The sequence below is a fragment of the Micromonospora sp. WMMD980 genome (genome assembly GCF_029626035.1).
In the GTDB taxonomy this organism is placed as follows: Bacteria; Actinomycetota; Actinomycetes; order Mycobacteriales; family Micromonosporaceae; genus Micromonospora.
In genome coordinates, this window is the sequence record NZ_JARUBE010000003.1 from 3794848 (window position 1) to 3818331 (window position 23484).

The window sequence follows — 23484 nt, forward strand, 5'->3', positions numbered from 1 at the left end:
CGGCCCGTCGCGCTCAGCCGCCGAAGCCGGAATCTGCGGGAAGCGAGATGTCGGGCTTTTCGAGCTCTTCCACATTGACGTCCTTGAACGTCATTACTCGGACGTTCTTGACGAAACGGGCGGGACGGTACATGTCCCACACCCAGGCGTCATGCATCTCGACCTCGAAGTAGACTTCGCCGTCCGAGTTGCGAACGTGCAGGTCCACCTGGTTGGCCAGGTAGAACCGGCGCTCGGTCTCCACCACGTAGGAGAACTGGCGGACAATGTCGCGGTACTCCCGGTAGAGCTGCAGCTCCATCTCGGTCTCGTACTTCTCGAGATCTTCCGCGCTCATCGCACTCCGCCTTCCATGACCACATCTTCCCCCACCGACGCCGGAGGTCGCGGCTGCTCGCCCAACGCCACGCCGACGGTACCCCCTGGCGCGGCGGAGTGCTCCATCGGCTCGTCCGGACGCCCGAAGAGCACCGCCTGCGCCTCCCCCGCGGCCGGACGGCGGGCGCGCGGCGGCCGCCCGTCGCGCCCGGAGACGGCGGCCACGTTCACGTACGAGAAGCGGTGTTCCCGGCAGGGCCCCAGCTCGCGCAGCGCGGCGCTGTGCTCGGCGGTGACGTAACCCTTGTGCTCGGCGAAGCCGTAGCCAGGGAACCGCTGGTCCAGGTCCACCATGATGCGGTCCCGGGTGACCTTGGCGAGCACGCTCGCGGCCGCGACGCAGGCGGCCACCCGGTCGCCCTTCCAGACCGCCAGCCCCGGCACGTCGAGCCCGTCCACGCCGAAGCCGTCGGTCAGCACGTAGTCGGGACGGGTGGCGAGCGAGGCGAGCGCCCGGCGCATCGCGGCGAGGTTGCACACGTGCAGCCCGCGCGCGTCGACCTCTTCGGCCGGAATGATCACCACGGCGTACGCCAAGGCGCGGGCCACCACCTCGTCGTGGACCCGCTCCCGGGCCGCCGGGGTGAGCAGCTTGGAGTCGGCCAACTCGGCGATCTCGCCGCGCCGCCCCTCGGGGAGCACCGCGGCGGCGGCCACCAGCGGCCCCGCACACGCCCCCCGGCCGGCCTCGTCGGCGCCCGCCACCTGGCGGAAGCCCCGCCGTTGCAGGGCCCGCTCCAGGGCGTAGAGGCCGCCGTCGCGGCGCACCACGGTGCGCGGCGGGGTCAGCACCCGTCGCTCCCGACCAGCACCCGACCGAGCCGGGCGGGCAGGTCCGGCGGGTAGTACCGCTCGGTGGTCGCCGCCAGGTCACCCACCGTCCACCAGCGGTGCCCGTGCACGCTGGCCCGCTCGACCTGGTCGAAGCCCGCGGTGTCGACCTCCCACGCGGGCACCCGGACCAGGAAGAACTCCTGCTCCTGGCGGTACCAGACGCCGTCGAACGGGAACTCGACGGTCTCGGACCAGATCGGCTCGCCCAGCTCCGCCGGGGTCAGTCGCAGGCCGGTCTCCTCGGTCAGCTCCCGCGCGGCGCCCTCGGCCGGGGTCTCGCCCGGATCGAGCCCGCCGCCCGGGGTGAACCAGTAACGGTGCCCCGGCCGGGCCGGATCACTGCCGTGGAACAGCAGCACCCGGTCGGTCGCGTCGACCAGCAGCACCCGGGCCGCGCGTCGAGGGGTGTAGACGGTCACCGCACCAGCCTGCCAGACGTCACCGACGGACGGCCACGGCGTCCCCGACCCGCTCAGGGATTCGGGATGCCGTCGAACTGCTTGGGCACGGTGAGCCAGGTGGCCCGGTTGAACGGCCAGAAGATGGTGAAGGCCCGGCCGACGACCTCGCCCTCCGGGATGGTCGCCTCGTTGATGTCCTCGCCGGACTGCTGCCAGTGCTCGAGCGAGTCGCCGGACGCCTCCCGGTGGTCGCCCATCACCCACAGCCGACCCTCCGGCACGGTGACGTCGAAGTCCTGGTCGGCCGGCTTGTTGCCGGGGAAGACGAACGGCTCGTCGATCGGCTTGCCGTTGATGATCAGCCGTTCCTGGCCGCCCGCCCGGTCGCAACAGACCACGTGGTCGCCGCCGACGCCGATCACCCGCTTGATGAAGTCCTCGCCGTTGGGGTTCCCGCTCCACTCGGTCGGCGCCTTGAAGACGATCACCTCGCCCCGGTGCGGCGAGCGGAAGTCGTAGACCAGCTTGTTGACCAGCACCCGATCGTCGATCTTGAGGGTGTTCTCCATGGACGGCGACGGGATGAAGAAGGTCTGCAGCACGAAGGCACGAACCAGTACTGCGACCAGGATCGCCACACCCAGGAGGATGGGCAGTTCCTTCCAGAAGGAGCTGCGCGGCTTTTCGGTCTGCTCGTCAATCACGGGAGGAGCCTACGTCCCCGGGTGCGGCGCGGTCGCCCCGAACCCGCGAGAACGGTCAGCGTCGCCGCGACCGGGAGAATCAGGACGACTCCGCCCACCGGGTCGGGGTCGACCGGGGCCGGTCCGGCCGGTGCGGCGTCCGGACGGGGCAGGTCGGTGAAGGTCTTCGGTACCGGGAGGCTGGTCCACCGCTGCGACGGCCAGACGATCATGAAGGCGCGGCCGATGACGTTGTCGATCGGCACCGGCCCCTGGCACCGGGCGTCCTGCGACACCAACCGGTGGTCGCCCATCACGAAGATCTGCCCCGGTGGCACCACCACCTCGGTGAACTGCCGGGACCGGCACTCCTTGGGGTTGGGTGGCAGCTCGACCGGCGAGTCCTCGGAGACGTACGCCTGCTCCTCCAGCGGCGTGCCGTTGACCACGACCCGGCCCTTGTCGCAGCACCAGACCTTGTCGCCGGGCACCCCGATGACCCGCTTGATGAAGTCCTTCTCGCCGGGGCGGCTGACCCCGACCAGGTCACCGAGGGTGCGGCCGACCTTGCCGGCGAGGTTGGTCGGCGGGGCCGGCGCCTCCTGGGCGACCCAGCGATCGGTGCCCCGGAACACCACGACCTCGCCACGGACCGGGTCGCGCATGTCGTAGACGACCTTGTTGACCAGCACCCGGTCGCCGACGAGCAGCGTGTTCTCCATCGACCCGGAGGGGATGAAGAACGCCTGGAGCAGGAACGTGCGGATCAGCACGGCCAGGCAGAACGCCACCACGAGCAGCAGCGGCAACTCCTGCCAGAGCGGCATCTGCCGCCGGGTGCGCCGGGTGCGCCGGCGCCAGGGATCGGCGGTGCCGTCCTCGTCAAGCATCTGCACCATGCCACTCTCCGGTTCGCGGAAACGACACTACCGCCCGGGAGTCTCCTCGCGGAGGCCCCACGGGCGGCAGTGGACCGCTTCGCGCCGTCCGGCTGCGCCCGTACCGGCCAGGGTAATGCGATCCGGTCGATACGACATCCGCGCAGCCCGGGCGGCGTGGCGAACGAAGGTCAGTTGGCCGGCTGCTTCTCCCGCAGCTCCTTGATCTTGGCCTTCTTGCCGCGCAGCTCGCGCAGGTAGTAGAGCTTGGCGCGCCGCACGTCACCGCGGGTCACGATCTCGATCCGGTCGATCGCCGGGCTGTTCAGCGGGTAGGTCCGCTCGACACCGACACCGAAGCTGATCTTGCGGACGGAGAAGGTCTCGCGCAGACCGTCACCCTGGCGACGGATCACGACGCCCTGGAAGATCTGGACCCGGGACCGGTTGCCCTCGACGACCCGCGCGTGCACCTTGACGGTGTCACCGGCGCGGAAGTCGGGCAGGTCGGAGCGCTTCGACTGGGCGTCAAGGGCGTCCAGGATGTTCATCGCGGTGTCCTCGTGAGGCTCACGGCGCACCGTCAGTCGATGCGCGAACGGGTGATTCTGACCCCCGGGTGGAGGCCGGCGACGCCGGCCCCGGTCGAGGGTCCTCGCGGCCACCCACGGCGTGGACGGACGCGGCAACCCCTCTACTTTGCCACACGCTCCGGCGGCGAGGAAAATCCGCCCCGGTCCAGGGCCGCCCGGTCCCGCGCGTCCAGGCTCTCCGGGGGCAGCACGCCGACCAGGTCGGGGCGGCGGGAGGCGGTCCGCAGCAGCGCCTCGTCACGCCGCCAGCGGGCGATCCGGCCGTGGTCGCCGGAGCGCAGCACCTCGGGCACGTCGAACCCGCGCCAGGTCGCCGGCTTGGTGTAGAGCGGAGCCTCCAGCAGCCCGTGCGCGTGCGACTCCTCGTCCAGCGAGCCCGCGTTGCCGAGCACGCCGGGCAGTAGCCGGGTGACCGCCTCCAGGATGACCAGCACGGCCACCTCGCCGCCGAAGAGCACGTAGTCGCCGAGAGAGACCTCGGTCACCGGCATCCGCGTCGCCGCGTGCTCCAGCACCCGCTGGTCGATGCCCTCGTACCGGCCGCAGGCGAAGAGCAGGTGCGACTCGGCGGCCAGCTCGTGCGCCAACGCCTGGGTGAACGGGACACCGGCCGGCGACGGCACGAGCAACCGGGGCAGCGTGTGCCCGTCCGGGCTCAGCTCGTCGGGAGCCAGCGCGTCCAGCGCCTCGCCCCACGGCTCCGGCCGCATGACCATGCCCGGACCGCCCCCGTAGGGCGTGTCGTCGACAGTGCGGTGCACGTCGTGGGTCCAGGTCCGCAGATCGTGTACGGCCAGCCGCAGCAGCCCGTTCGCGTGGGCCTTGCCGATCAGCGACAGGTCCAGCGGGGCGAAGTATTCCGGAAAGATCGACACGATGTCGACGCGCATGCGGTGGCTCCTAGAGGTCGAGCAAACCGCTGGGCGGGTCGACGACGACGCGACCGCCGGCGAGATCCACCTCGGGCACGATCGCCTTGACGAACGGGATGAGCGCGGTGCGCCCCTCGGGACGCCGTACCACCAGCAGGTCGGAGGCGGGAGCGTGCTCGATGCGATCCACCTCGCCCAGCCGCTCCCCGCCGGGGGTGACCACGGCGAGCCCGACCAACTGGTGGTCGTGGAACTCCTCCGGGTCCTCGGGCGCGTCGACGTCGGCGCTGTCCACGCCGACGAGCGTGTTGCGCAGCGCCTCGGCGACGTCGCGACCCGGCACGCCGGCGAACGCGACCAGCAGCCGGCCCTGGTGCCAACGCGCCGACTCCACGGTCAGCGCCGGCGGCACCCGCCAGGCGCCGGGCTCGGTCGGGACCACCCCCGGTTCGGTGACCAGCACCGAACCGGGGGCGAACCGTGCTTCGGGCTCATCGGTGCGCACCTCCACGGTGACCTCACCGCGGATGCCGTGCGGCTTGCCGATCCGGCCGACGACGAGAAGCATCAGTACGAGTCGACGATGTCGACGCGTACCCCACGTCCGCCGATGGAGCCGATCACCTGGCGCAGCGCCTTGGCGGTCCGGCCGGACCGCCCGATCACCGTGCCGAGGTCCTCCGGGTGCACGCGGACCTCGAGCCGCTTGCCCCGGCGGGAATCGACCATCCGCACCCGGACGTCGTCCGGGTGGTCGACGATTCCCTTGACCAGGTGCTCCAGGGCGGGACGCAGCGCCATGTCAGGCCTGCTCACCGGACTCGGCGCCGGTCTGCGCCTCGGCCTTGGGCTCCTCCGCCTTCGGCGCCTCGGCCTCGGCCTTCGGGGCCTCCGCCTTGGCGGCCTTCTTGGCCGGCTTGGCGGGAGTGTCCGCCACGCCCGCGGCGGCCTTCGCCTCGGCCTCGTAGGCCGCCTTGCGGTCGGCCCGCTCCGGGGCGACCTTCAGCGGCGGCGGGGCGGGGAGGCCCTTGAACTTCTGCCAGTCACCGGTCAACTCGAGCAGACGCTGCACGGCCTCGCTCGGCTGCGCGCCGACGGACAGCCAGTACTGGACCCGCTCCGACTTGACCTCGATCACCGAAGGGTCTTCCTTCGGCTGGTACACACCGACGAACTCGATCGCGCGACCGTCACGCTTGGTGCGCGAGTCGGCGATGACGATGCGGTACTGCGGGTTGCGGATCTTGCCCATCCGCAGGAGCCGGATCTTTACGGCCACAGTTGTTTCGCTCCTGTTGCGATCTCACCGGCCCGTCCGGGCGGTGTGGCGGGTGAGCGCCGACCGGCACAGTGGGGTTGGGCCGGAGACTGCTCGGTGAACTGGCGACGCGCCCGGGTTAGAGGGCGCCGGGCGCGTGCCGGATACCAGCGGTCCATTCTGCCAGATCGGGACCGGAACTCCGACACCGGACCCGCACCGCACCCCGCGGTCCGCCCGGAAGGTGACGGACGACACCGGTCACCGGACCGGTGGCCGGTCCCACCCCTGCGGCAATTCGTCCGGTACATCCCATTCCGGCGGCGGGGTGAAGTCCCGCCACGTCCCGTCGAACGGGAACGCGCCCGCCTCGGCGAGCCGGATCACCCGCTCCCCCTCGGCGCGTACCGCCCTGGAGTCGGTCACCCAGTAGTGCTCCGGGAAGGCGAGCCGCTCGGCGAACTCGTCCTCGTCCTTCCACTCCCAGGTCAGGTCCGGGTGGACCACCACGTCGAGATCCTGGTCGACGATGTCGACCCCGGCCACCGCGCCGTCGTCCCACCGGACGCCGGGCTCCTCCAGGTTCACGTACCAGTTCTGGAACCGGCCCTCCTCGTCGGAGAACCACCACACGGAGTGGGCGGCGCCGGTGGGGAGGAACTTCAGCACCGGCGGCCCGTTCCAGGTGCCGCGCCTCACCGCGTACGACGAGGTGATCCACTCGGCGAACGGCACCGCCCGCATGCCGAGCCCGGCGGCGTTCACCTCGTGTCCCACCGGCGCGTTCCGGGCCACCCAGAGCAGCAGCCCGCGCTCGTCGTCGCAGACCACACGGGCCGACCGGACCCACCCGATGCGCCCGTGCCGCACGTTGCGATGCAGGACCAGCCGGCCCGGCTCGAAGGTCATGACCGTCGACCCTAACCGGCCGCCCGCGCGGCCCGGCACCGGCCGCCCCCGGGCACCGGTAGCGCCGTTGTTCCGACACCCGGCGTTTCCGGGCTGTCGATTCCCATCACTGAATCGCTACCGTGTGATGGACGCCCGGCGTCGAGGGAGAGGACGAGAGCGTGCCGCAGGATGTGAGGGTCGAGCTACCGACCGGAGAGCGGATCTGGGTCCGGCTCTCCGAGACCACCGGTCCCGCCGACGTCGGCTGGCAGGACGACCAGGTCCACCGACTGGAGGGCCTGCTGGAGACGGTACGCGGAGTGGCCCGCAGCGTCCGGGCCGGGCTGCACGAGGCCCGACCCGACACGGTGACCGTGGAGTTCGGCGTCACCATGTCGGCGAAGACCGGTCGGGTGCTGAGCGTGCTGGCCGAGGCCGGCGCGGAGGCCAACCTCAAGGTCACGCTGAGCTGGCAGGGGAGCTCGGCCGGCGACGGGCTGTCCGCACCTCCCGCCGCGGCCGGATGAGGAGCGGTTCGCCATGGTGGCGACGCTGATCGCCGACGGGTTCGAAGGACTCGGCGCGGCGCTGCGGGCCACTCTCCTGGAGGTGCCCCGGGGTCCTGGCATCAGGGGTGGGACCGCGTTCTTCGTCGCCCCCGGATACGCGTTGACCTGCGCCCACGTGGTCAACGGACGGGAGGGCGCCGAGCTGCCGGTGCGCTGGGACGGCCGGGAGTTGACCGCCCGGGTCGTGCTCGCCAGGCCGCGGGCGCCCGACGGGCAGTCGATCTGGCCGCTGCCGGACCTCGCGGTGCTGCACGTGCCCGACGCGGCGGCCGACCACCCGTGCGTCTGGCTCGGCGAGCGCCTGCCGGCCGCCGACGCGCCGCTGCAGACGTTCGGCTTCGCCGGCGCGTACGGCACCCCGGCGCTGACCTCGGCCCGGCTGAGCTGCGCCGGACCGCAGGGCCTGGGGAGCGAGACCGCGCTGCGGGTCGTCGGGGACGAGCTGCCCGAGGGCCTCTCCGGCAGCCCCATCCTGGACCTCGCCGTCGGGGAGGTGTGCGCGGTGGTGAAGACCGCGCGCAGCCCCGGGCAACCGCACGGCGGGCTGGCGGTGCCGTTGCGGGAGCTGCGTCGGCTCTCCGTCCCGCTGCTCCGTGAGCTGTGGCGCGGGCACGACCGCTATCACGGGGTGGACCGCGCCTGGGCGCACGCGGCCGACCGGCTGCGGGACCGGAGCGCGGTGGCGGTCGCGGCGGAGGCGGCCGCGCTGCTCGATCCCACCGCCACCCTGCCGGTGCTGCGCGCCGTCGAGGAGGCGAAGCTGCGCGCCGTCCTGGCCGTGCTGCCCGCGGCCGACGACGCACACGTGCTGTACGAGCAGGCGTGCGGAGGGCCGATGTCGGCGCCCCAGCCGGCCGAACCGCTGCTGGACCGCCGAGACGTCATCCGGGCCCTCGACGACGTCACCCGGGCCCGGCGCGGCGAGTTGCACCCGTTGCTGGTCTTCGCCCGCGCGCTGGTCCCCCACTGTCCCCCCGACGAGCAGAGCCGGCTCCAGGACTGGATCACCGATCTGGCGCTGCGGCTGGGTCAGCGCGCCCAACTCGCCCAGGTGCCCGTCCAACGCGCTGTTCGACCCGACTCGTCGGTCCTGGTGGAGGTCACCCCCGCGGGCCACGACCACCAGCGCTTCCTGCTCGCGGTCTGGCTGTTCCGCAGCCGGAACGACGTGCGCTGCATCGCCCGGCACGACACCCCGATGGCGCTGCCCGAGCTGGAGTCGACGCTTCGGACCGAACTACGGGCCGGGCTGCACGAGCTGGGCTGGGGCCGGTCGATTCTGGTCGAGTTGGCGCTGCCGCCGGAGCTGCTCGACCTGCCGGTGGACGAGTGGGTCCTCGCTCCGTACGATGTCGCACCGCTCGGGCTGGTCCGGCCGGTGCTGGTCCGCCTCGCCGACGACAGCGGCTTCGAGGCCGGGGAGCCGGAGGCCGAGGAGCGGTGGCGGGAGCTGCACGCGTCGCCGTCGGGGGTGTCGTTCGCGACGGTCGACTGTGGGGCGCAGATCGGGCCGGCATGGTTCTTCGCCCGTATCACCAGACTCAACCCGGGCGGTGTGCTGCTGCCGGGCCCCCTGACCGACCCGGCCCGGCGCGGGCTGCTGGAGGCCGGGGCGCGGGCCGGCGCACCGGTGGCGCTGTGGAGCCGGGTCCACTGCCCGCGGCACGACGACGACCGCGCCGACGCGGACTGTCGTGGCCGGGCGTTCCTGACCGACCTGGAGGCCCAGTTGCGCCACCGGCCCCTCGGATCGCTGCCGACTGATGTCCGGCGGCTCCGCGCGGCGGCGCTGGAGGCCGACGACGAGCGCCACTGCGGGCACCGGCTGGTCCTGCTCTGGGACAACCCGTTCCGGCGCTTCAGGGACTTCGCGGCACTCGACGCGCAGTGGTGAGAGCAGCCGGCCGACAGGAGGAGAGGACCGTGCAGGACTGGTGGATCTATCGGGGCACCGGGCATCCCCACTCCGGGATACTCCGCCTTCCCGCTCCCCCGCCCTGGCGGGCGTTCGACGGCGCTCCGCTGGTGCCACCCCCGTCGAGCCCGGACTCCGCCGCCGGCCGGCGCCTGGGTGAACTGCACCGGGCGGTGACCTACCAGCCGCGCCAGGACGAGGTGGATCTCGTCAACGCGGCGCTCTATCTGCGTCGGCCACTGCTGATCACCGGCAAGCCCGGGGTGGGCAAGTCCACCCTCGCCTACGCGGTGGCACACGAACTGGCCCTCGGCCCGGTGCTGCGCTGGTCGATCACCAGCCGGGCCGCGCTCGCCACCGGCCTCTACAGCTACGACGCGATCGGCCGGTTGCAGGAGGCCAGCCTGCATCACCAACTGGGCACCTCACCGGATTCGCGCATCGGCCGCTACCTGCGGCTGGGGCCGTTGGGCACCGCTCTCCTGCCCTACGAGCACCCGCGTGTGTTGTTGATCGATGAGATCGACAAGAGCGACGTGGACCTGCCGGACGACCTGCTCAACGTGTTCGAGGAGGGTGAGTACGCCATCCCCGAGCTGCAACGGATCGCGGCCGGGCAGCCGTCGGTCGACGTGCCGATCGAGGGCAGCGACGAGCTGGTCACGGTGCACCGGGGCGTCGTGCGCTGCCACGCGTTCCCGTTGGTGGTCATGACGAGCAACGGCGAACGCGAGTTCTCCCCGGCGTTCCACCGTCGCTGCCTCCGACTGGATCTGGGCCAGCCGAGCGCCGAGCAGCTCAGCGCCATCGTCGCCGCGCACTTCGGCACCGAGCCCACGACGGAGACGGCCGACCTGATCGAGTTGTTCCTCGGCCGGCGGGAGCGGGGCACCCTCGCCACCGACCAGCTTCTCAACGCCGTCTATCTCACGGTCCAGACGGCCGACGGGGAGCGGCCGGAGCGGGACCGCCTCGCGGACCTGGTGCTGCGGCAGCTCGACGCGGGTCCGGACTCCTGATGACCACGGCTCGGCTGGTGACGGCCCTCCGCGACCTCGGCCTCGACCCGACGCCGCGGCAGATCGCCGAGGCGCTGTGGCTCGCCCGGTTCCTGCCGGGCACGCCCCGGACGGCCCCGGACCGCAGGCCGCCAGCGGCCGAGCCGATCGAGCCCCCGCCGGCGGCCGAGTCGTCGACGACCGCGCCGGCCGACCCGGAGCCGGCCGTGCGACCCGGGCCGGAGGTGGCGCTCCACGTGCCGCAGGCACGACGGACCGGCACCGCCGGCGCCCTCCGGATCCGGGTCCCGGCGCCACCGGCACTGGACTTCCGCGCGTTGGTCCGGAGTCTGCGACCGCTGCGCCGACGGGTGCCCGACCCCCGGACGCTCATCGTGGACGAGGAGGCGACCGCTCGCCGGGTGGTCGAGCAGGATCTCTGGGTGCCGGTCCTGCGGCCGGTGCCGCAGCCCTGGTTCGACCTGACCCTCGCCGTGGACTCCGGCGCGTCGATGGCGCTCTGGGCCCCTCAGATCAGCGAGCTGGAACGGGTGTTGACCCGACTGCGGGCGTTCCGCCGGATCGAGCGGGTGCGATTGCCCGCCACCGGTGTGGAGCCGCCCGGGGCGGTTTGGCCCGGCGTCGCGGGCCGCTCGACCCGCGAACTGCTCGACCCGCGTGGACGCCGGCTCATCCTCGTGGTCAGCGACTGCGCCGGGCCGGGCTGGCACGACGGTTCGCTGTTCCGCACGCTCCAGACGTGGGCCCGGCACGAGACGGTGGCGATCCTGCAACCACTGCCGCAGCGGATGTGGCGGCGCAGCGGGTTGGTGCCGGTGCGCGGCCGGTTGTCGGCGGCCGCCGGCGTCAGCACCAACAGCCGGTTGCGATTCACCCCCCGGCAGTGGCGGCCCGACCTGCTCCGGGTGGTGCCGGTGCCGGTGCTGCAACTGCAGCCCGACTGGATGGCCGGCTGGGCACGCCTGACCGGCACCGGCACCGGCACGATCGACGCGGTGATCACTCTTCCGCCGCGACCGGCTCCACCGCCCGCCGAACGCGCCGGCGCCGCCCGGCCCGACGACGCGGTCCGGCGGCTGAGCCGGTTCCGGGCGACCGCGAGTCCGGAGGCGCTCCGGTTGGCCACCCAGTTGGCCGACCTGCCGATCACACTGCCGATCATGCGCCTGGTGCAGCGCGCCTCGGCCCTGCCGCCCCACCCGGCCTACCTGGCCGAGGTGCTGCTCGGTGGCCTGCTCGTGGCCGACCCGGACCGGACGGGCGAGCTGCGGTTCGACTTCCAGCCGGGCGTCCGGCCGCTGCTCCGGGACCTGCTGCTGCGCACCGATCTGCTCCGGCTCCGGCACGAGATCGCCCGCTTCCTGGCCGGGCAGATGGGCATCGGCATGCGGGAGTTCGTGGCGGCCCTGAGCGCCCCGGCGGGGATGGCCGGGGACGCCGCTCTCGGCGCCTCCTTCGGCCGTCTCCCGACCACCGTGCTGGCCCGGCTCGGTGGACGCCACCGCGAGTTGGTCGGCTTCGTCGAGCGGCGCGAGCCCCCGGTCGAGCAGGCGGACCGGGTCAACGGCAACCGCCTGGATTCCGCGGCCACGACGGGCGACCTGTTGCCGGAGGTGGAGCAGGACCAGCGGCTCCTGGCCGGGGCGATCCGTTCGCTGCGCCACGCGACGGCCACCGGTCGTGACCGGCGCGCCCTGGTCGCGCTCGCCCGTGCGCTGCGTACCCGGTTCGCACTCGGCGGGGACGTGACCGACCTGGTCGAGTCGGCGTCCATCCTGGACGACCTGCGCCGGGCAGGCGGCAAGGCCGACGCGGAGCTGACCGCCGACCTCGCCGAGGTGCGGCTGGCCCTGTTCACCGCCCGCGGCACCACGGGTGATCTCAACGATGCGGTCCTGCTGTTCCGGGCGGTCGCGGCCACCGAACCCGCGACGGGACGTGGCCGGGTGGGGCTCGCCCGGGCGCTGGTGGTCCGCGCGGAGCGGCTCGGGGTGGCGGCCGACCTCGACGAGGCGATCACCCTCTACCTGGCGGCGGCCGCCGTCGTCGCCGACGACGACGAGGAGCGCACCGGTCTGCGGCTGCGGGCCGTCGACGCGCTGCTGCAACGGTACGCGCTCACCGGCGACCCGGTCGCGCTGCGCCGAGCGGACGTGGAGAGCGACGAGGTGGCGGACACGCCGGGACGGCGCAGCCGGCGGATCCGGCTGGCCGGCCTGTTGCGCGAGGCGGCCCGGCGCGGCGGCGGCGACCTGGCCCTGCTCCGCCGCGCGGCCGACCTGTACGCCGAGGCGGCCGGCCCGCCCGGTGAACCGGGCGTGCCGCAGGGTTCGCCGCCGGACGCGGACGAGGAGCCGGACGGGCCGCACCGCGTCCGGGTGTTGCGCGGCCTGGCCGAGGTGCGCGCCGACCTGTTCCAGGTCACCGGTGATCCGCGGGAGTTGGACGCAGCCGTCGCGACGGCACGCGACGCGGTGACGGCCAGCGTCCGGGACGACGTGACACACGCGCAGTGCCTGGTCATCCTCGTCCGGGTGCTGCGGCTGCGCCTGCGGCGGGCACCGGACGCCGGCACCCTCGACGAACTGGTCGACACCACCCGCCGGCTGCTCGACGCGGTCCCGGGTTCCCATCCGGACCGGCACCAGCACCTCGCCCTCCTCGGTGACGCCCTGCGAGCCCGGTACGCCGCCGAGGGCGAGGCGGGCGACATCCAGGAGGCATGCGCCCGCTACGAGGAGGCGGTGCGGGTCTGCCCGGCCACCGCACCCCAGCTCGGCGACCACCTCGCCGAGCTCGGCGAGGCGCTGCGCGCGCGGGCCGAGCGCTTCGAGTCGCGCAGCGACCTCGACGCCGCCCGGGAGGCGCTGGAGCGATCGGTGGCCGCCACCGCCGGCGACGATCCCCGACACGCCGATCGGCTGATCCTGCTGGCCGGCGTCCTCGGCGCCCTCGGGGAGCCCGCGCGGGCGGTGCCGCGGTACCGGCAGGCGGTGGAGCTGCGGGGCCGCCGGTACGGCCCGGACGGCGACCCGACGATCGAGGCACGGGTCGCACTGGGCCGGGCGCTGGTCGGGTTGGGCCGTTTCGCCGAGGCCCGACAGGAGCTTCGGGCAGTGGTCGACGTGCTGGCCCAACGGCTCGGTCCCGACCATCGACGCACCCGGACCGCCCGGTATCTGGCCGCCGTCGCGCTGGTCGGCCTGGGCGATCCCGGGCGGGCCGCCGGGGAGCTGCGCGCGATGCTGGCCGGCCCGGGCGACCCGGGCGGGGCCGGCGCGGAGCTGCGCGAGGTGCTGGCCGCCCAGGCCCGCGCCGGAGACCCGGGCGCGGCGGCGACCCGTGAGTTGCTCAGGGAGTTGGCGGCGGAGGAGTGACCGCCGGGGCGGAGCCCGACGCGGCGGCGGGCGAGGCCCCCGCCGACGTGCGCCCGCACGCTATTCTCGGCTGGGGATCGACGCATGTAGCTGGGTCGCTCGTCGCAGCGCGGCCTGCCTCACGTGGCGGGAAGGATGGCCGAGCGGATGAGGGATGCCCAGGTCGGTTGCGCGCCAACGCCCCTGCCGGACGACGTGCTCGACGAGTTGGCCCGCAACGGCACGGACGTGCTCCGACACGCGATCCGCCGGGTACGGAACGAGCAGGCCGCCGCCGCGCCCCGTCTCGCCCGGTTCAACAACCAGGCCGGCGGTGTGCCCACCCTCCGGCAGGTCACCGGTCGGGGAGGGCGGGCCGGATCGGCGCCCCCCGTCGACGGGGCCCGCACGGCGCCGCCCGCCGGGGTGGTGCCGTTCCGGGAGTTCGTGCTCAAGGTGCACAGCCGGTGCAACCTGGCCTGCGACTACTGCTACGTCTACCGGATGGCCGACCAGAGCTGGCGTCGGCGACCACGGGTGATGAGCGCCGACGTGGTGCGGCGCACCGGCGAACGGATCGTCGAGCACCTGCGGTCCCACGGGATCACCGAGGCCGACGTGGTCCTGCACGGTGGCGAGCCGTTGCTCGCCGGAGGTGACCGGTTGGCGAGCCTGGTGACGGAGCTGACCCGGCTGGCCGGCCCGGGGATCACGCTGTCCTTCGCGGTGCAGACCAACGGGACGCTGCTCGACCGGGACATGCTCGAGATGTTCCGACGGCACGACATCCGGGTCGGGGTGAGCGTCGACGGGGACCGGGCGGCCACCGACCGGCACCGTCGCCGGCCGGACGGCGGCAGCAGCCACCCGGCCGCCGTGCGCGCGCTGGACCTGCTCTCCGGGCCGCGCTACCGACCGCTCTTCGCCGGCCTGCTGGCCACGGTGGACCTCGCCACCGACCCGGTGCGCGCCTACGAGACCCTGCTGACGTTCGCCCCACCGATGGTGGACTTCCTGCTACCGCACGGGACCTGGACCGACCCGCCGCCGGGCCGCACCCCGGACACCGCGACCCCGTACGCGGACTGGCTGATCGCGGTCTTCGAGCGCTGGTATGCCGCGCCGCGCCGGGAGACCCGGGTACGGATGCTGGAGGAGATCCTGGTGCTGCTGCTCGGTGGGGAGAGCGGGGCGGAGTCCGTGGGGCTCTCCCCGACGGCCTTCGTGGTCGTGGAGACCGACGGCGAGATCGAGTTGGCGGACACGCTCAAGGCGACCTATGCCGGGGCGGGGGCGACCGGGCTGAGCGTGTGCTCCGACCCGTTCGACGCGGCCCTGGCGCACCCGGTCGCGCGGGCCGCTCAACGGGGCGCCGACCGGCTGTCCGCGCTCTGCCGCCGATGTCCGGTGGGGCGGGTCTGCGGCGGCGGCCTTCATCCGCACCGGTTCCGCGCCGGGCACGGCTTCGACAACCCGTCGGTCTACTGCCCGGACCTCTTCCGGTTGATCGATCACGTGGCCGGGCGGACGGCCGGCTCGGCGGCGACCACGGCGTGACGGCCGGCGTAGCCCGTGAGAGCCCACCCTGTCAGGTTCCCGATAGGACGGACGGCGGGTGACATGATGACCACCGTAACTATGCTCGAAGCGCGGCCGAACCGCGCCACCCGGGCCTGCGCACCCCCGGCCGCGAGCACTTGGGAGGCTCGATGAGCGCTCAGCGCGGCACCGCCGGCGGCCGGCCGCATGTGGTCCTGGCTCACGTGGGCGCCGACCGCCTGTGGGTGGAGTGGCTCGCCGAGCAGCTCGACGACGGCGGCGCCCGTCCCGAGCCGCTGCTGCTGGCCCCGGAGTCCACCGACGACCTCGCCACGCGGCTGCGCGACGCCGCCGGGCCGGCCGGCAACCTGCTGCTGGTGTTCTCCGAGGCGCTGCTGCGCGCCGGGGGACGGTCGGCACCCGCGTGGGCGGAGCCGGTCGTCGCGCTCCGGGCGGAGCTGCCGGGCCGGCTGCGGATGGTCTCCGTCGGCGCCCGCCGCCCGGCGTTTCTCGGCGCCGACGAGTGTCCGGTCCTCGGCGACCTCGACGAGAGCGACGCCCGCGCCGAGGTGCTCGCGCTGTACGGGTTGACCGCGCCCGCCGCCCGGGGGACGGCCCGCACCCCCTGGCCGTTGCGCGAGCCCCGCTACTGGCGGCAGCCCTTTCCGTCCCGCAACCGGCACTTCACCGGTCGGGAGGACGCGCTGGGCGAGCTTCGGGAGCGGCTGTCCGCGGACGTGGCACCGCTGGTGCCCACCGCCGTGCTGGGCACCGCCGGGGTGGGCAAGACCCAACTCGTGATCGAGTATGCCTACCGCTTCGCCGCCTGCTACGACCTGGTGTGGTATGTGCGTAGCCAGCAGCTCGCCACCGCCCGGGCCGACCTGGCCGGGTTGGCCGCCGCGATCGGCCTGCGGATCAGCGATGACCTCGGGGTGACCGCGGACGCGGTGCTCGACGCGTTGCGCCGCGGTGAGCCGGCCCGCAACTGGCTGTTGATCTTCGACAACGCACCCTCGCCTGGGGACCTGGCCCGTCTGCTCCCCAGTGGCCGGGCCCCGCGCGGGCTGTGCCACGTGTTGGTCACCTCGCGCGACGAGGGCTGGCGGGCCAGCGCGGAGGTGCTGGAGCTGGACGTCTACCGGCGGGCGGAGAGCGTCGACTTCCTGCGCCGACGGGCGCCCCGGCTGACCGAACACGATGCCGTCGAGGTGGCCGATCGCTTCGGCGACCTGCCACTCGCCCTCGACGCCACCGCCGGCTACCTGTCGATGTCGCATCTGCCGGTGCGGGACTATCTGGCCGAGAGCGAGCAGCGGATGACCGGGCTGCTCAGCCAGGCCGAGGTGTCCGCCTACGGGCAGCAGGTCGTGATGGCCTGGGTCCTGCCGATGAACCAACTGCGGGAGCGCCGTCGCTCGGCGGCCCAGTTGCTGCGGTTGTGCGCGTTCCTCGGCCCGGAGCCGATCCCGATGTCCCTGCTGCTCGGCCCGCCCGGGGGCGCCCGACCGGCAGTGCCGCTGCCCGAGCCGCTGAGCACCGAGATCACCGACACCGTGTCCCGGGCCCGCATCTTCTCCGAGATCGGCGCGTACGGGCTGGCCAAGGTGGGCGAGCGCGACGGTCGGGAGTCGGTGCAACTGCACCGGGTCTTCCAGCAGTTCCTGCGCGAGCAGCTCACCGACGCCGAGCGGACGACCTGGGTGGAGACGGCCCGTCGTCTGCTCGCCGCCGCCGACCCCGGTCAGCCGGATCAGATCGCCCATCGCGACCGGTACGCGGATCTGCTGGTGCACGCCGAGGCAGCCGACGCGGCGAGCGCCGCCGACGACGCGGCGGTCCGCTCCCTGGTGATCAACCTGTGTCGCTATCTCTTCTCCCGGGGCGAGTACACCGCCGGCCGGCGCCTCGGTCAGCGGGCCCGGACGGCGTGGCACGGGCTGCTGGGCCCGAGCCATCCGGACGTGGTGGCGTTGAGCGTCACCCTGGCCAACACGCTGCGCAGCTCCGGCGACTACCACCAGGCCCGCGTGTTGGACGAGGAGAACCTGGCCCGCGCCCGCGCGGACCTGGGGCCGGCGCACCCCGAGACGCTCGGGGCGGCGAACGGCCTGGCCGCGGACCTGCGCCGGCTCGGCGACTGGCGGGCGGCCTACGAGCTGGACAGGGAGGCCCACGGGCTCGCGCTGGAGGCGCTCGGGCCGGACCACCCGCGCACCCTGCTCACCGGGCACAACCTGGCGGTGTCCCACCGGATGCTCGGTGAGTTCCCGGCCGCGCTCGACCTCGACGAGGAGATCCTGCGTCGCTACCGCGTCCGGTTCGGCGGCCAGGAGAACCGGTCGACCCTGTTCTCCGCCAACAACGTGACCCGGGATCTGCGCGAGTGTGGCGAGTACGCCCGCGCCTGCGAGATGCAGGAGGAGGTCTACCAGCGTTACGTGGTGTTCCTCGGCGCCGATCATCCGGACTCGCTGCGGGCGATGAAGAACCTGGCGGTGAGCCGCCGCAAGGCCGGTCGCTACCTGGATGCCTACCAGCTCGCCAGGGACTGCCTGGCCCGGCACCGGCGCCGGTTCGGCCCGGACTATCCCGAGACCCTCGCCGCGGCCACCAACCTGGCCAACGACCTGCGCTGTCTGGAAGAGACGCCGGGTGCCCGGGCGCGCGCCGAGGAAGCCGTCGCCCGGCTGCGGGCCACCGTCGGCGAGCAGCACCCGTACACCCTGTGCGCGTCGGTCAACCTGGCGGTCTGCCTGCGGCTGACCGGTGAGCCGGAGGAGGCCCGCCGGCTCGGCGAGCGGACCAGGGCGGGCCTGTCGACGACGCTCGGCCCGGAGCATCCGTACACCCTGGCCGGCGCCACCAACCTGGCGAGTGACCTGCGGGCGCTGGGCGAGGTGCGGGCGGCCCGCGAGCTCGGTGAGGAGGTGTGGCGGGCCTCCCGGGCGACACGCGGGGCGACGCATCCCTACACGCTCGCCGGTGCGGTCAACCTCGCTGACGATCGGCGGGCCGACGGCGACCACGAGGGTGCCCGCGAGCTGCTCCTAGAGAGCATCGACGGCTATCGGCAGCGGCTCGGGCCGGACCACCCGGAAACCGAGGCCGCGGCGGCCGGCACCCGGATGGACTGCGACGTCGAGCCCCCGCCGACCTGAGCCGAGCCCGGGCCGGTCACTGCTGCCGGCCGGCGAGCTCCCCGACGTCACCGGTGGGTTTCTTCTGCCGGTCCGGGGGGTCGCCGACCCGGCCACGGGATCCCTCCGTGCCGGCGGCGGGCTCGCCCGCCCGGCCGGCCGGCGCCCCGGCCCCGCCGGTGATCTTCCCCGTCCGGCCGGCGGGTGGGTACAACTGGGCGGTCCAGCGGCGGGGCACCGGGGCCGCCGCGCGCTGGCCGGGACGGATCGAACGGCCCGTCCGACGGCTCCGCTCGCGGGACCGTCCCGGGCGGCCGGGCCGGTCGGCGGGCGGTCCGGAGGCGGGCAGCCGCGGGCCGACCACCGACGGCCCGCTGAGCCCCTCGCCCCGCGCCGGTGACGCCCCGGGCCGCGGCTCGTCCGGATCCGCCGCACGGTCCCGTAGTTGGCTGCGGTAGAGGGTGCGGTCGCCGACCACGAGACAGGCGATGCCGGTGGCCAGCATGGTCGGAAAGAGCAGGCTCAGATTGCCGGTGGTCTCGGCGGACATGACGATCAGCGCGAGGGGTGCGTGGGCGATCGAGCCGAGGCAGGCAGCCATGCCGATGATCACGTAGGGGGCCGGGGAGTCCGGGGCGATGCCGAGCGGCTCCAGCAGCCGCCACACGGCCGCTCCGGCGGTCGCGCCGATCACCAGGCCCGGACCGAAGATCCCGCCGGAGCCGCCGGAGCCCACCGAGAGCGACGTCGATGCGATCTTGACCAGCGGGATCGCCAGCAGTAGCCACACGGAGGTCGACAGCACGGCCTGCGGGTCCAGGGCGCGCTGCGCCGTGCCGTACCCGGTGCCCAGCACGCCGGGCACGACCAGGCCGATCGAACCGACCACCAACCCGGCGAGGGTGGGCCGCAGCACCCGGGGCAGCCGGCGCATCCGGGCCGAGGAGAAGAAGCCGGCCGACGCGTAGAAGACCGACGCGTACAACCGGCCCAACAGGCCGGCGAGCAGGCCGAGAAGGGGAACGACGAGCCACTGCGCCGGATGCTCCCAGCCGGTGCCGGCGACCGTCCCGAACAGCGGGTCGAAACCGTGGATCAGCCCGAAGACCAGGAAGGAGACCGCGGAGGCGAGCAGCGCGGGCACGACCACGCCGGGCGCGACGTCCGCCCGGTAGAGCAGCTCCGCGCCGAGCAGCGCGCCGCCCAACGGGGACCGGAAGATCGCACCCACCCCGGCCGCCAGGCCCATCGCCACCGTGGTCCGGGCCTGCTGGTAGGTGAGCCGGAACCGGCGGGCGACCACGGAGGCCAGTGCGGCGGTGATCTGCGCGGTGGGTCCCTCGCTGCCGCCGGAGCCGCCCGACCCGATCAGCACGGCGGAGGCGACCATCTTCACCGCGGGCACTCGGGCCCGCATCCCGGTCGGATCGAAGTGCGCGGCGTGGATCGCCGCGTCGGTGCCGTGCCCGCTGGTCTCGGGGGCGACCCGGAGCACCAGCGCGGTGGCGACGAACGCGCCGGCCGCGACCAGCAGCGGGACGACGAGCGGGTAGGGGAAACCGCTCGCCTCGCGCGGGCCGCCCTCGCCGACCACACCGGGCACGGCATGCCCGGCGACGCCGCGCAGCAGCAGCTCGTTGGCCAGATGGAGCAGTTCGGCGAACGCGGCGGCCGCTGCCCCGGCCAGGGCCCCGGTAAGCGTCGCCAGCGGAACCCAGAGCCGCAGGCCGCCCGGCCCGCCACTACCGCTCATCGGCAGCTCCATCATCAGGGATGCCCCGGGAGCGCAGCGGCACGCCCCGCCTGAGTTCGGCGACCGGACCCGCACCGAGGGTGACATCTGCCATCGACCGCCACGTGCCAGAAGATGATAGCGGCCGATGCGCTTCGGCGGGTGCCACCCGCCGCGTCGCTCGCACTGTCCAACGGCCGGACGGCGGGCGGGTGACGCGGCGGGCGACGCGTCAGTAGGCGCGGGCCAGGATGGCGACCAGGTCGGGCTCGTCCTCGGTGTCCGGCACGGAGCCGTCGGCGCGCAGCAGGCAGCGCACGGTCACGCCCTGCGCGTTCGCCTCGGCCTCGCCCGGCACGCCGACCGCCGACCACGGCACCATGGCCCAGCCGGTGGCGGACGCCTCGATCGCCTCGGCCAGCGTCGACACCTCGACGGTGCGGGACCGGCGGAACTCCAGCGCCTGGTCGTGCAGCGCCCGCTGGTCGGCGTCCAGCGCGGCCAGCACCGCGCCGACCACGTCGGTCACCGGCGTCGGGGCCTTCGAGCCGTCCGTACGCCGGACCACCACCGCGTTGCCGGCGGCCAGGTCGCGCGGGCCGACCTCGACGCGGACCGGGTAGCCGCGCAGCTCCGCGTCGACGGCGCGGCGGCCGAACGCGGTGTCGGTCCGGTCGTCGAGCGCCACCCGCACCCCGGCGTCGCGCAGCGCGTCGCGCAGCTTGGCCGCCGCCTCGCCGACACCGTCGCCGTCCTTGACGATCATCACGTACGCCTGGACCGGCGCCAGCTTCGGCGGCACCCGCAGCCCGTTGTCGTCGCCGTGGCACATGATCAGACCGCCGAGCATCCGGGTCGAGGTGCCCCAGGAGGTGGTCCAGGCGTGCTCTCGGCCGCCCTCGGCCGAGGAGTAGCTGATGTCGAACGCCTTGGCGAAGTTCTGGCCCAGCTCGTGGCTGGTGCCCATCTGCAGCGCCTTGCCGTCACCCATCATGCCCTCGCACGTGTAGGTGGCGGTGGCGCCGGCGAAGCGCTCCCGGGCGGTCTTCAGGCCGACCACCACCGGGATGCCCAGCACGTTGACCATCAGGTCCTCGTACGCCTCGTGCAGGATCCGTCGGGCGTAGGCGCGGGCGTCGTCCCGGGTGGCGTGCGCGGTGTGCCCCTCCTGCCAGAGGAACTCGCTGGTGCGCAGGAAGATCCGCGGGCGCAGCTCCCAGCGGACCACGTTCGCCCACTGGTTGAGCAGCAGCGGCAGATCCCGGTAGGAGTCGATCCACTTGGCCATGAACTCGCCGATCACCGTCTCGCTGGTGGGGCGGACCACCACCGGCTCGGCGAGCTGCTTGCCACCGCCGTGGGTGACCACGGCCAGCTCCGGCGAGAAGCCCTCCACGTGCTCGGCCTCGCGCTTGAGGTAGCTCTCCGGGATGAACAGCGGGAAGTACGCGTTCTCCGCGCCGGCCGCCTTGATCCGGGCGTCCATCTCGGCCTGCATCCGCTCCCAGATGGCGTAGCCGGCCGGTCGGATGACCATGGTGCCGCGAACCGGGCCGTTGTCGGCCAGCTTCGCCTTGGCGATCAGGTCCTGGTACCAGCGGGGAAAGTCCTCCGCACGGGGAGTGAGCACGCGTGCCATGACCGCACATCCTATGCGCCGCGTGGGCCGCCGCTGCGCCGGGGAGCCGGCCCGCGCCGTGTCGCCCCGGTCGGCCGTAGACTTCGACGGCGATGGGTGAGGCACGGGACGCGATAGTCGAGGCCGCCCGGGCGCAGACGGTGGCCGGTGGTTGGGACGGCGTCCGGATGGGCGCGGTGGCCGAGGCCGCCGGGGTCAGCCGGCAGACGCTCTACAACGAGTTCGGCACCAAGGCGGGCCTGGCCGAGGCGCTCGCCCGGCACGAGGTGGACCGGTTCGTGGGCGAGGTCCGGGCCGCGCTGGCCGAGCACGGCGCCGACGTGCGCGCGGCCGCGTACGCGGCGATCCGCCGAACGCTCGCGTCGGCCGCCGACAATCCGCTGGTCAAAGCGATCCTGACCAGCGCCCGGGGTGGCTCGGACGAACTGCTGCCCTACCTGACCACCCGCGCCGACCTGGTGCTCACCGAGTCGACGGCGGCACTGCTGGCGTGGGCGGGGCGGCACCTGCCCGGCGCCGACCCGGCGGCGCTGGCGTTCGCGGCGGACAGCATCGTCCGCCTGGTGGTGAGCCACATCGTGCTGCCCCAGGCGCCGGTGGACGAGACCGCCGACAAGCTGGCCGACCTGGCCGTGCACCTCTTCCTCGCCGCCGCCACGCCACGCTGAGTCACCGCGCGGCGCGCTCGGCCGCCCCGGGTCAGCGGACCACCCGGCCGCGCAGCACGATCCGGCTGGGCGACCGCACCACCCGCAGGTCGCGGCGCGGGTCCTCGGGATAGACCACCAGGTCGGCGAGGCCGCCCTCGACCAGGCCGGGGAAGCCGAGCCAGTCGCGGGCCCGCCAGGAGGCGGCGGCGAGCACGTCCTCGGCGGACATCCCGGCCTGCTCGTGCAGCAGCAGCATCTCCTCGGCGGCGAGCCCGTGGTCGATGCCGCCGCCGGCGTCGGTGCCGACGTAGATCGGCACGCCCGCCTCGTGGGCGGCCCGGACCACCTCGGGGAAGCGGTCGCGCAGGGCGAGCATGTGGTCGGCGTACCCAGGGAACTTCGCCCGGGCCTGCTCGGCGATGTGGCCGAAGGTCCGAATGTTGATCATGGTGGGAACCAGCGCGGTGCCCTGTCGGGCCATCAGGTCGATCAGGTCGAGGCTCAGCCCGGTGCCGTGCTCGACCGAGTCCACCCCGGCCCGCACCATGATCTCCACGGCCGACTCGGAGAACGTGTGCACCGCGGCACGCACCCCGGCGGCGTGCGCGGCGGCGACCGCCGCGGTCATGGTGTCCGCGTCCCAGGCCGGCGCCAGGTCGCCCACCCCGCGGTCGATCCAGTCGCCGACCAGCTTGACCCAGCCGTTGCCGGCGGCGGCCTGCGCGGCCACCGTCGCGGCCACCTCCGCCGCGCCGACCTCCACGCCGATGTCGCGCAGGTAGCGCTTGGGCGGCGCGACGTGCCGGCCCGCGCGGGCCAGTCGCGGCAGGTCCGGCTCGTCCTCCAGCTCCGGGTACGGGTACGGCGAGCCGGCGTCGCGGATCGCCAGCACGCCGGCGTCCCGGTCGATCCGGGCCAGCTCCCGGGCCTGGTCGAGCGAGGTGATCGGGGCGCCGCCCCGGGCGATGCCGAGGTGGCAGTGCGCGTCGGTCAGGCCGGGCAGCACGAAACCGCCGTCGGCCACCGTCTCGGCGCCCGGCACCGGGGAGAAGGTGACCCGGTCACCGACCAGCCAGACGTCCCGGACCTCGTCGTCGGGGAGGAACACGCCGCGCACATGCAGAGCCATGTGCACAG

21 protein-coding genes are annotated in these 23484 nt (G+C 73.9%); 7 read left to right on the plus strand and 14 right to left on the minus strand.

What is annotated here, in order from left to right:
• Window positions 1-13: 13 nt before the first annotated feature.
• The 11 genes from O7618_RS17685 to O7618_RS17735 all read right to left on the minus strand — a co-directional run bounded on the left by O7618_RS17685 (window position 14) and on the right by O7618_RS17735 (window position 6806).
• Window positions 14-337, minus strand: a complete 324-nt coding sequence (locus O7618_RS17685; protein ID WP_007075222.1) for a DUF2469 domain-containing protein — start codon at window positions 335-337, stop codon at window positions 14-16.
• On the minus strand, window positions 334-1170 hold the full coding sequence (locus O7618_RS17690; RefSeq protein WP_278107201.1) for a ribonuclease HII: 837 nt from the start codon (window positions 1168-1170) through the stop codon (window positions 334-336). The genes O7618_RS17685 and O7618_RS17690 overlap by 4 nt, the downstream gene beginning before the upstream one ends.
• The gene (locus tag O7618_RS17695) at window positions 1164-1631 is read right to left on the minus strand and encodes an NUDIX hydrolase (protein WP_278107202.1); all 468 of its coding nucleotides are present in this window, start codon (window positions 1629-1631) and stop codon (window positions 1164-1166) included. Before O7618_RS17695 ends, O7618_RS17690 begins: the two co-directional genes overlap by 7 nt.
• Window positions 1632-1684: 53 nt before the next feature.
• Window positions 1685-2317 (minus strand): signal peptidase I, encoded by a 633-nt coding sequence (gene lepB / locus O7618_RS17700; RefSeq protein WP_278107203.1) that lies wholly within the window; start codon window positions 2315-2317, stop codon window positions 1685-1687.
• Window positions 2314-3195, minus strand: coding sequence for a signal peptidase I (lepB, locus tag O7618_RS17705; protein WP_278107204.1), 882 nt, complete (start codon window positions 3193-3195; stop codon window positions 2314-2316). Before lepB (O7618_RS17705) ends, lepB (O7618_RS17700) begins: the two co-directional genes overlap by 4 nt.
• A gap of 170 nt (window positions 3196-3365) precedes the next feature.
• A complete protein-coding gene (gene rplS, locus O7618_RS17710) occupies window positions 3366-3725 on the minus strand; it encodes a 50S ribosomal protein L19 (RefSeq protein WP_278107205.1) in 360 nt (119 codons plus the stop codon).
• A 143-nt stretch (window positions 3726-3868) separates the two neighbouring features.
• The gene (trmD, locus tag O7618_RS17715; RefSeq protein WP_278107206.1) at window positions 3869-4657 is read right to left on the minus strand and encodes a tRNA (guanosine(37)-N1)-methyltransferase TrmD; all 789 of its coding nucleotides are present in this window, start codon (window positions 4655-4657) and stop codon (window positions 3869-3871) included.
• Window positions 4658-4667: 10 nt separating this feature from the next.
• Window positions 4668-5207: a ribosome maturation factor RimM gene (gene rimM, locus O7618_RS17720; RefSeq protein WP_278107207.1), complete on the minus strand. Its 540-nt coding sequence runs from the start codon at window positions 5205-5207 to the stop codon at window positions 4668-4670.
• Window positions 5207-5440, minus strand: coding sequence for an RNA-binding protein (locus O7618_RS17725; RefSeq protein WP_013732101.1), 234 nt, complete (start codon window positions 5438-5440; stop codon window positions 5207-5209). The genes rimM and O7618_RS17725 overlap by 1 nt, the downstream gene beginning before the upstream one ends.
• 1 nt (window position 5441) lies before the next feature.
• Window positions 5442-5918: a 30S ribosomal protein S16 gene (gene rpsP / locus O7618_RS17730; RefSeq protein ID WP_278107208.1), complete on the minus strand. Its 477-nt coding sequence runs from the start codon at window positions 5916-5918 to the stop codon at window positions 5442-5444.
• A gap of 240 nt (window positions 5919-6158) precedes the next feature.
• Entirely contained in the window at window positions 6159-6806 is a 648-nt protein-coding gene (locus tag O7618_RS17735; RefSeq protein WP_278107209.1) for a DUF402 domain-containing protein, read from the minus strand.
• 161 nt (window positions 6807-6967) lie between these two features.
• Between O7618_RS17735 and O7618_RS17740 the strand changes: the two genes are divergently transcribed.
• From O7618_RS17740 to fxsT, 6 genes are all read left to right on the plus strand, one after another.
• Window positions 6968-7315: a CU044_2847 family protein gene (locus O7618_RS17740; RefSeq protein ID WP_278107210.1), complete on the plus strand. Its 348-nt coding sequence runs from the start codon at window positions 6968-6970 to the stop codon at window positions 7313-7315.
• 13 nt (window positions 7316-7328) lie between these two features.
• On the plus strand, window positions 7329-9251 hold the full coding sequence (locus tag O7618_RS17745; protein ID WP_278107211.1) for a trypsin-like peptidase domain-containing protein: 1923 nt from the start codon (window positions 7329-7331) through the stop codon (window positions 9249-9251).
• Window positions 9252-9280: 29 nt separating this feature from the next.
• Window positions 9281-10291, plus strand: coding sequence for a MoxR family ATPase (locus tag O7618_RS17750; protein WP_278107212.1), 1011 nt, complete (start codon window positions 9281-9283; stop codon window positions 10289-10291).
• Window positions 10291-13668 (plus strand): tetratricopeptide repeat protein, encoded by a 3378-nt coding sequence (locus tag O7618_RS17755; protein WP_278107213.1) that lies wholly within the window; start codon window positions 10291-10293, stop codon window positions 13666-13668. Before O7618_RS17750 ends, O7618_RS17755 begins: the two co-directional genes overlap by 1 nt.
• Before the next feature lie 147 nt (window positions 13669-13815).
• Window positions 13816-15204: an FxsB family cyclophane-forming radical SAM/SPASM peptide maturase gene (locus O7618_RS17760; RefSeq protein ID WP_278107214.1), complete on the plus strand. Its 1389-nt coding sequence runs from the start codon at window positions 13816-13818 to the stop codon at window positions 15202-15204.
• A gap of 152 nt (window positions 15205-15356) precedes the next feature.
• Window positions 15357-18347 (plus strand): FxSxx-COOH system tetratricopeptide repeat protein, encoded by a 2991-nt coding sequence (fxsT, locus tag O7618_RS17765; RefSeq protein ID WP_278107215.1) that lies wholly within the window; start codon window positions 15357-15359, stop codon window positions 18345-18347.
• 16 nt (window positions 18348-18363) lie between these two features.
• Here fxsT and O7618_RS17770 read toward each other — a convergent pair whose 3' ends face one another.
• Both O7618_RS17770 and proS read right to left on the minus strand, forming a co-directional pair.
• Window positions 18364-20079 (minus strand): chloride channel protein, encoded by a 1716-nt coding sequence (locus tag O7618_RS17770; RefSeq protein WP_278107216.1) that lies wholly within the window; start codon window positions 20077-20079, stop codon window positions 18364-18366.
• A gap of 211 nt (window positions 20080-20290) precedes the next feature.
• The gene (gene proS / locus O7618_RS17775; protein ID WP_278107217.1) at window positions 20291-21697 is read right to left on the minus strand and encodes a proline--tRNA ligase; all 1407 of its coding nucleotides are present in this window, start codon (window positions 21695-21697) and stop codon (window positions 20291-20293) included.
• 92 nt (window positions 21698-21789) lie between these two features.
• Here proS and O7618_RS17780 point away from each other — a divergent pair, with 92 nt between their 5' ends.
• The gene (locus O7618_RS17780; RefSeq protein ID WP_278107218.1) at window positions 21790-22365 is read left to right on the plus strand and encodes a TetR family transcriptional regulator; all 576 of its coding nucleotides are present in this window, start codon (window positions 21790-21792) and stop codon (window positions 22363-22365) included.
• Between the two features lie 31 nt (window positions 22366-22396).
• On the opposite strand, the gene O7618_RS17785 is transcribed toward O7618_RS17780, so the two are convergent.
• Window positions 22397-23476, minus strand: coding sequence for an amidohydrolase family protein (locus tag O7618_RS17785; RefSeq protein WP_278107219.1), 1080 nt, complete (start codon window positions 23474-23476; stop codon window positions 22397-22399).
• Window positions 23477-23484: the final 8 nt, after the last annotated feature.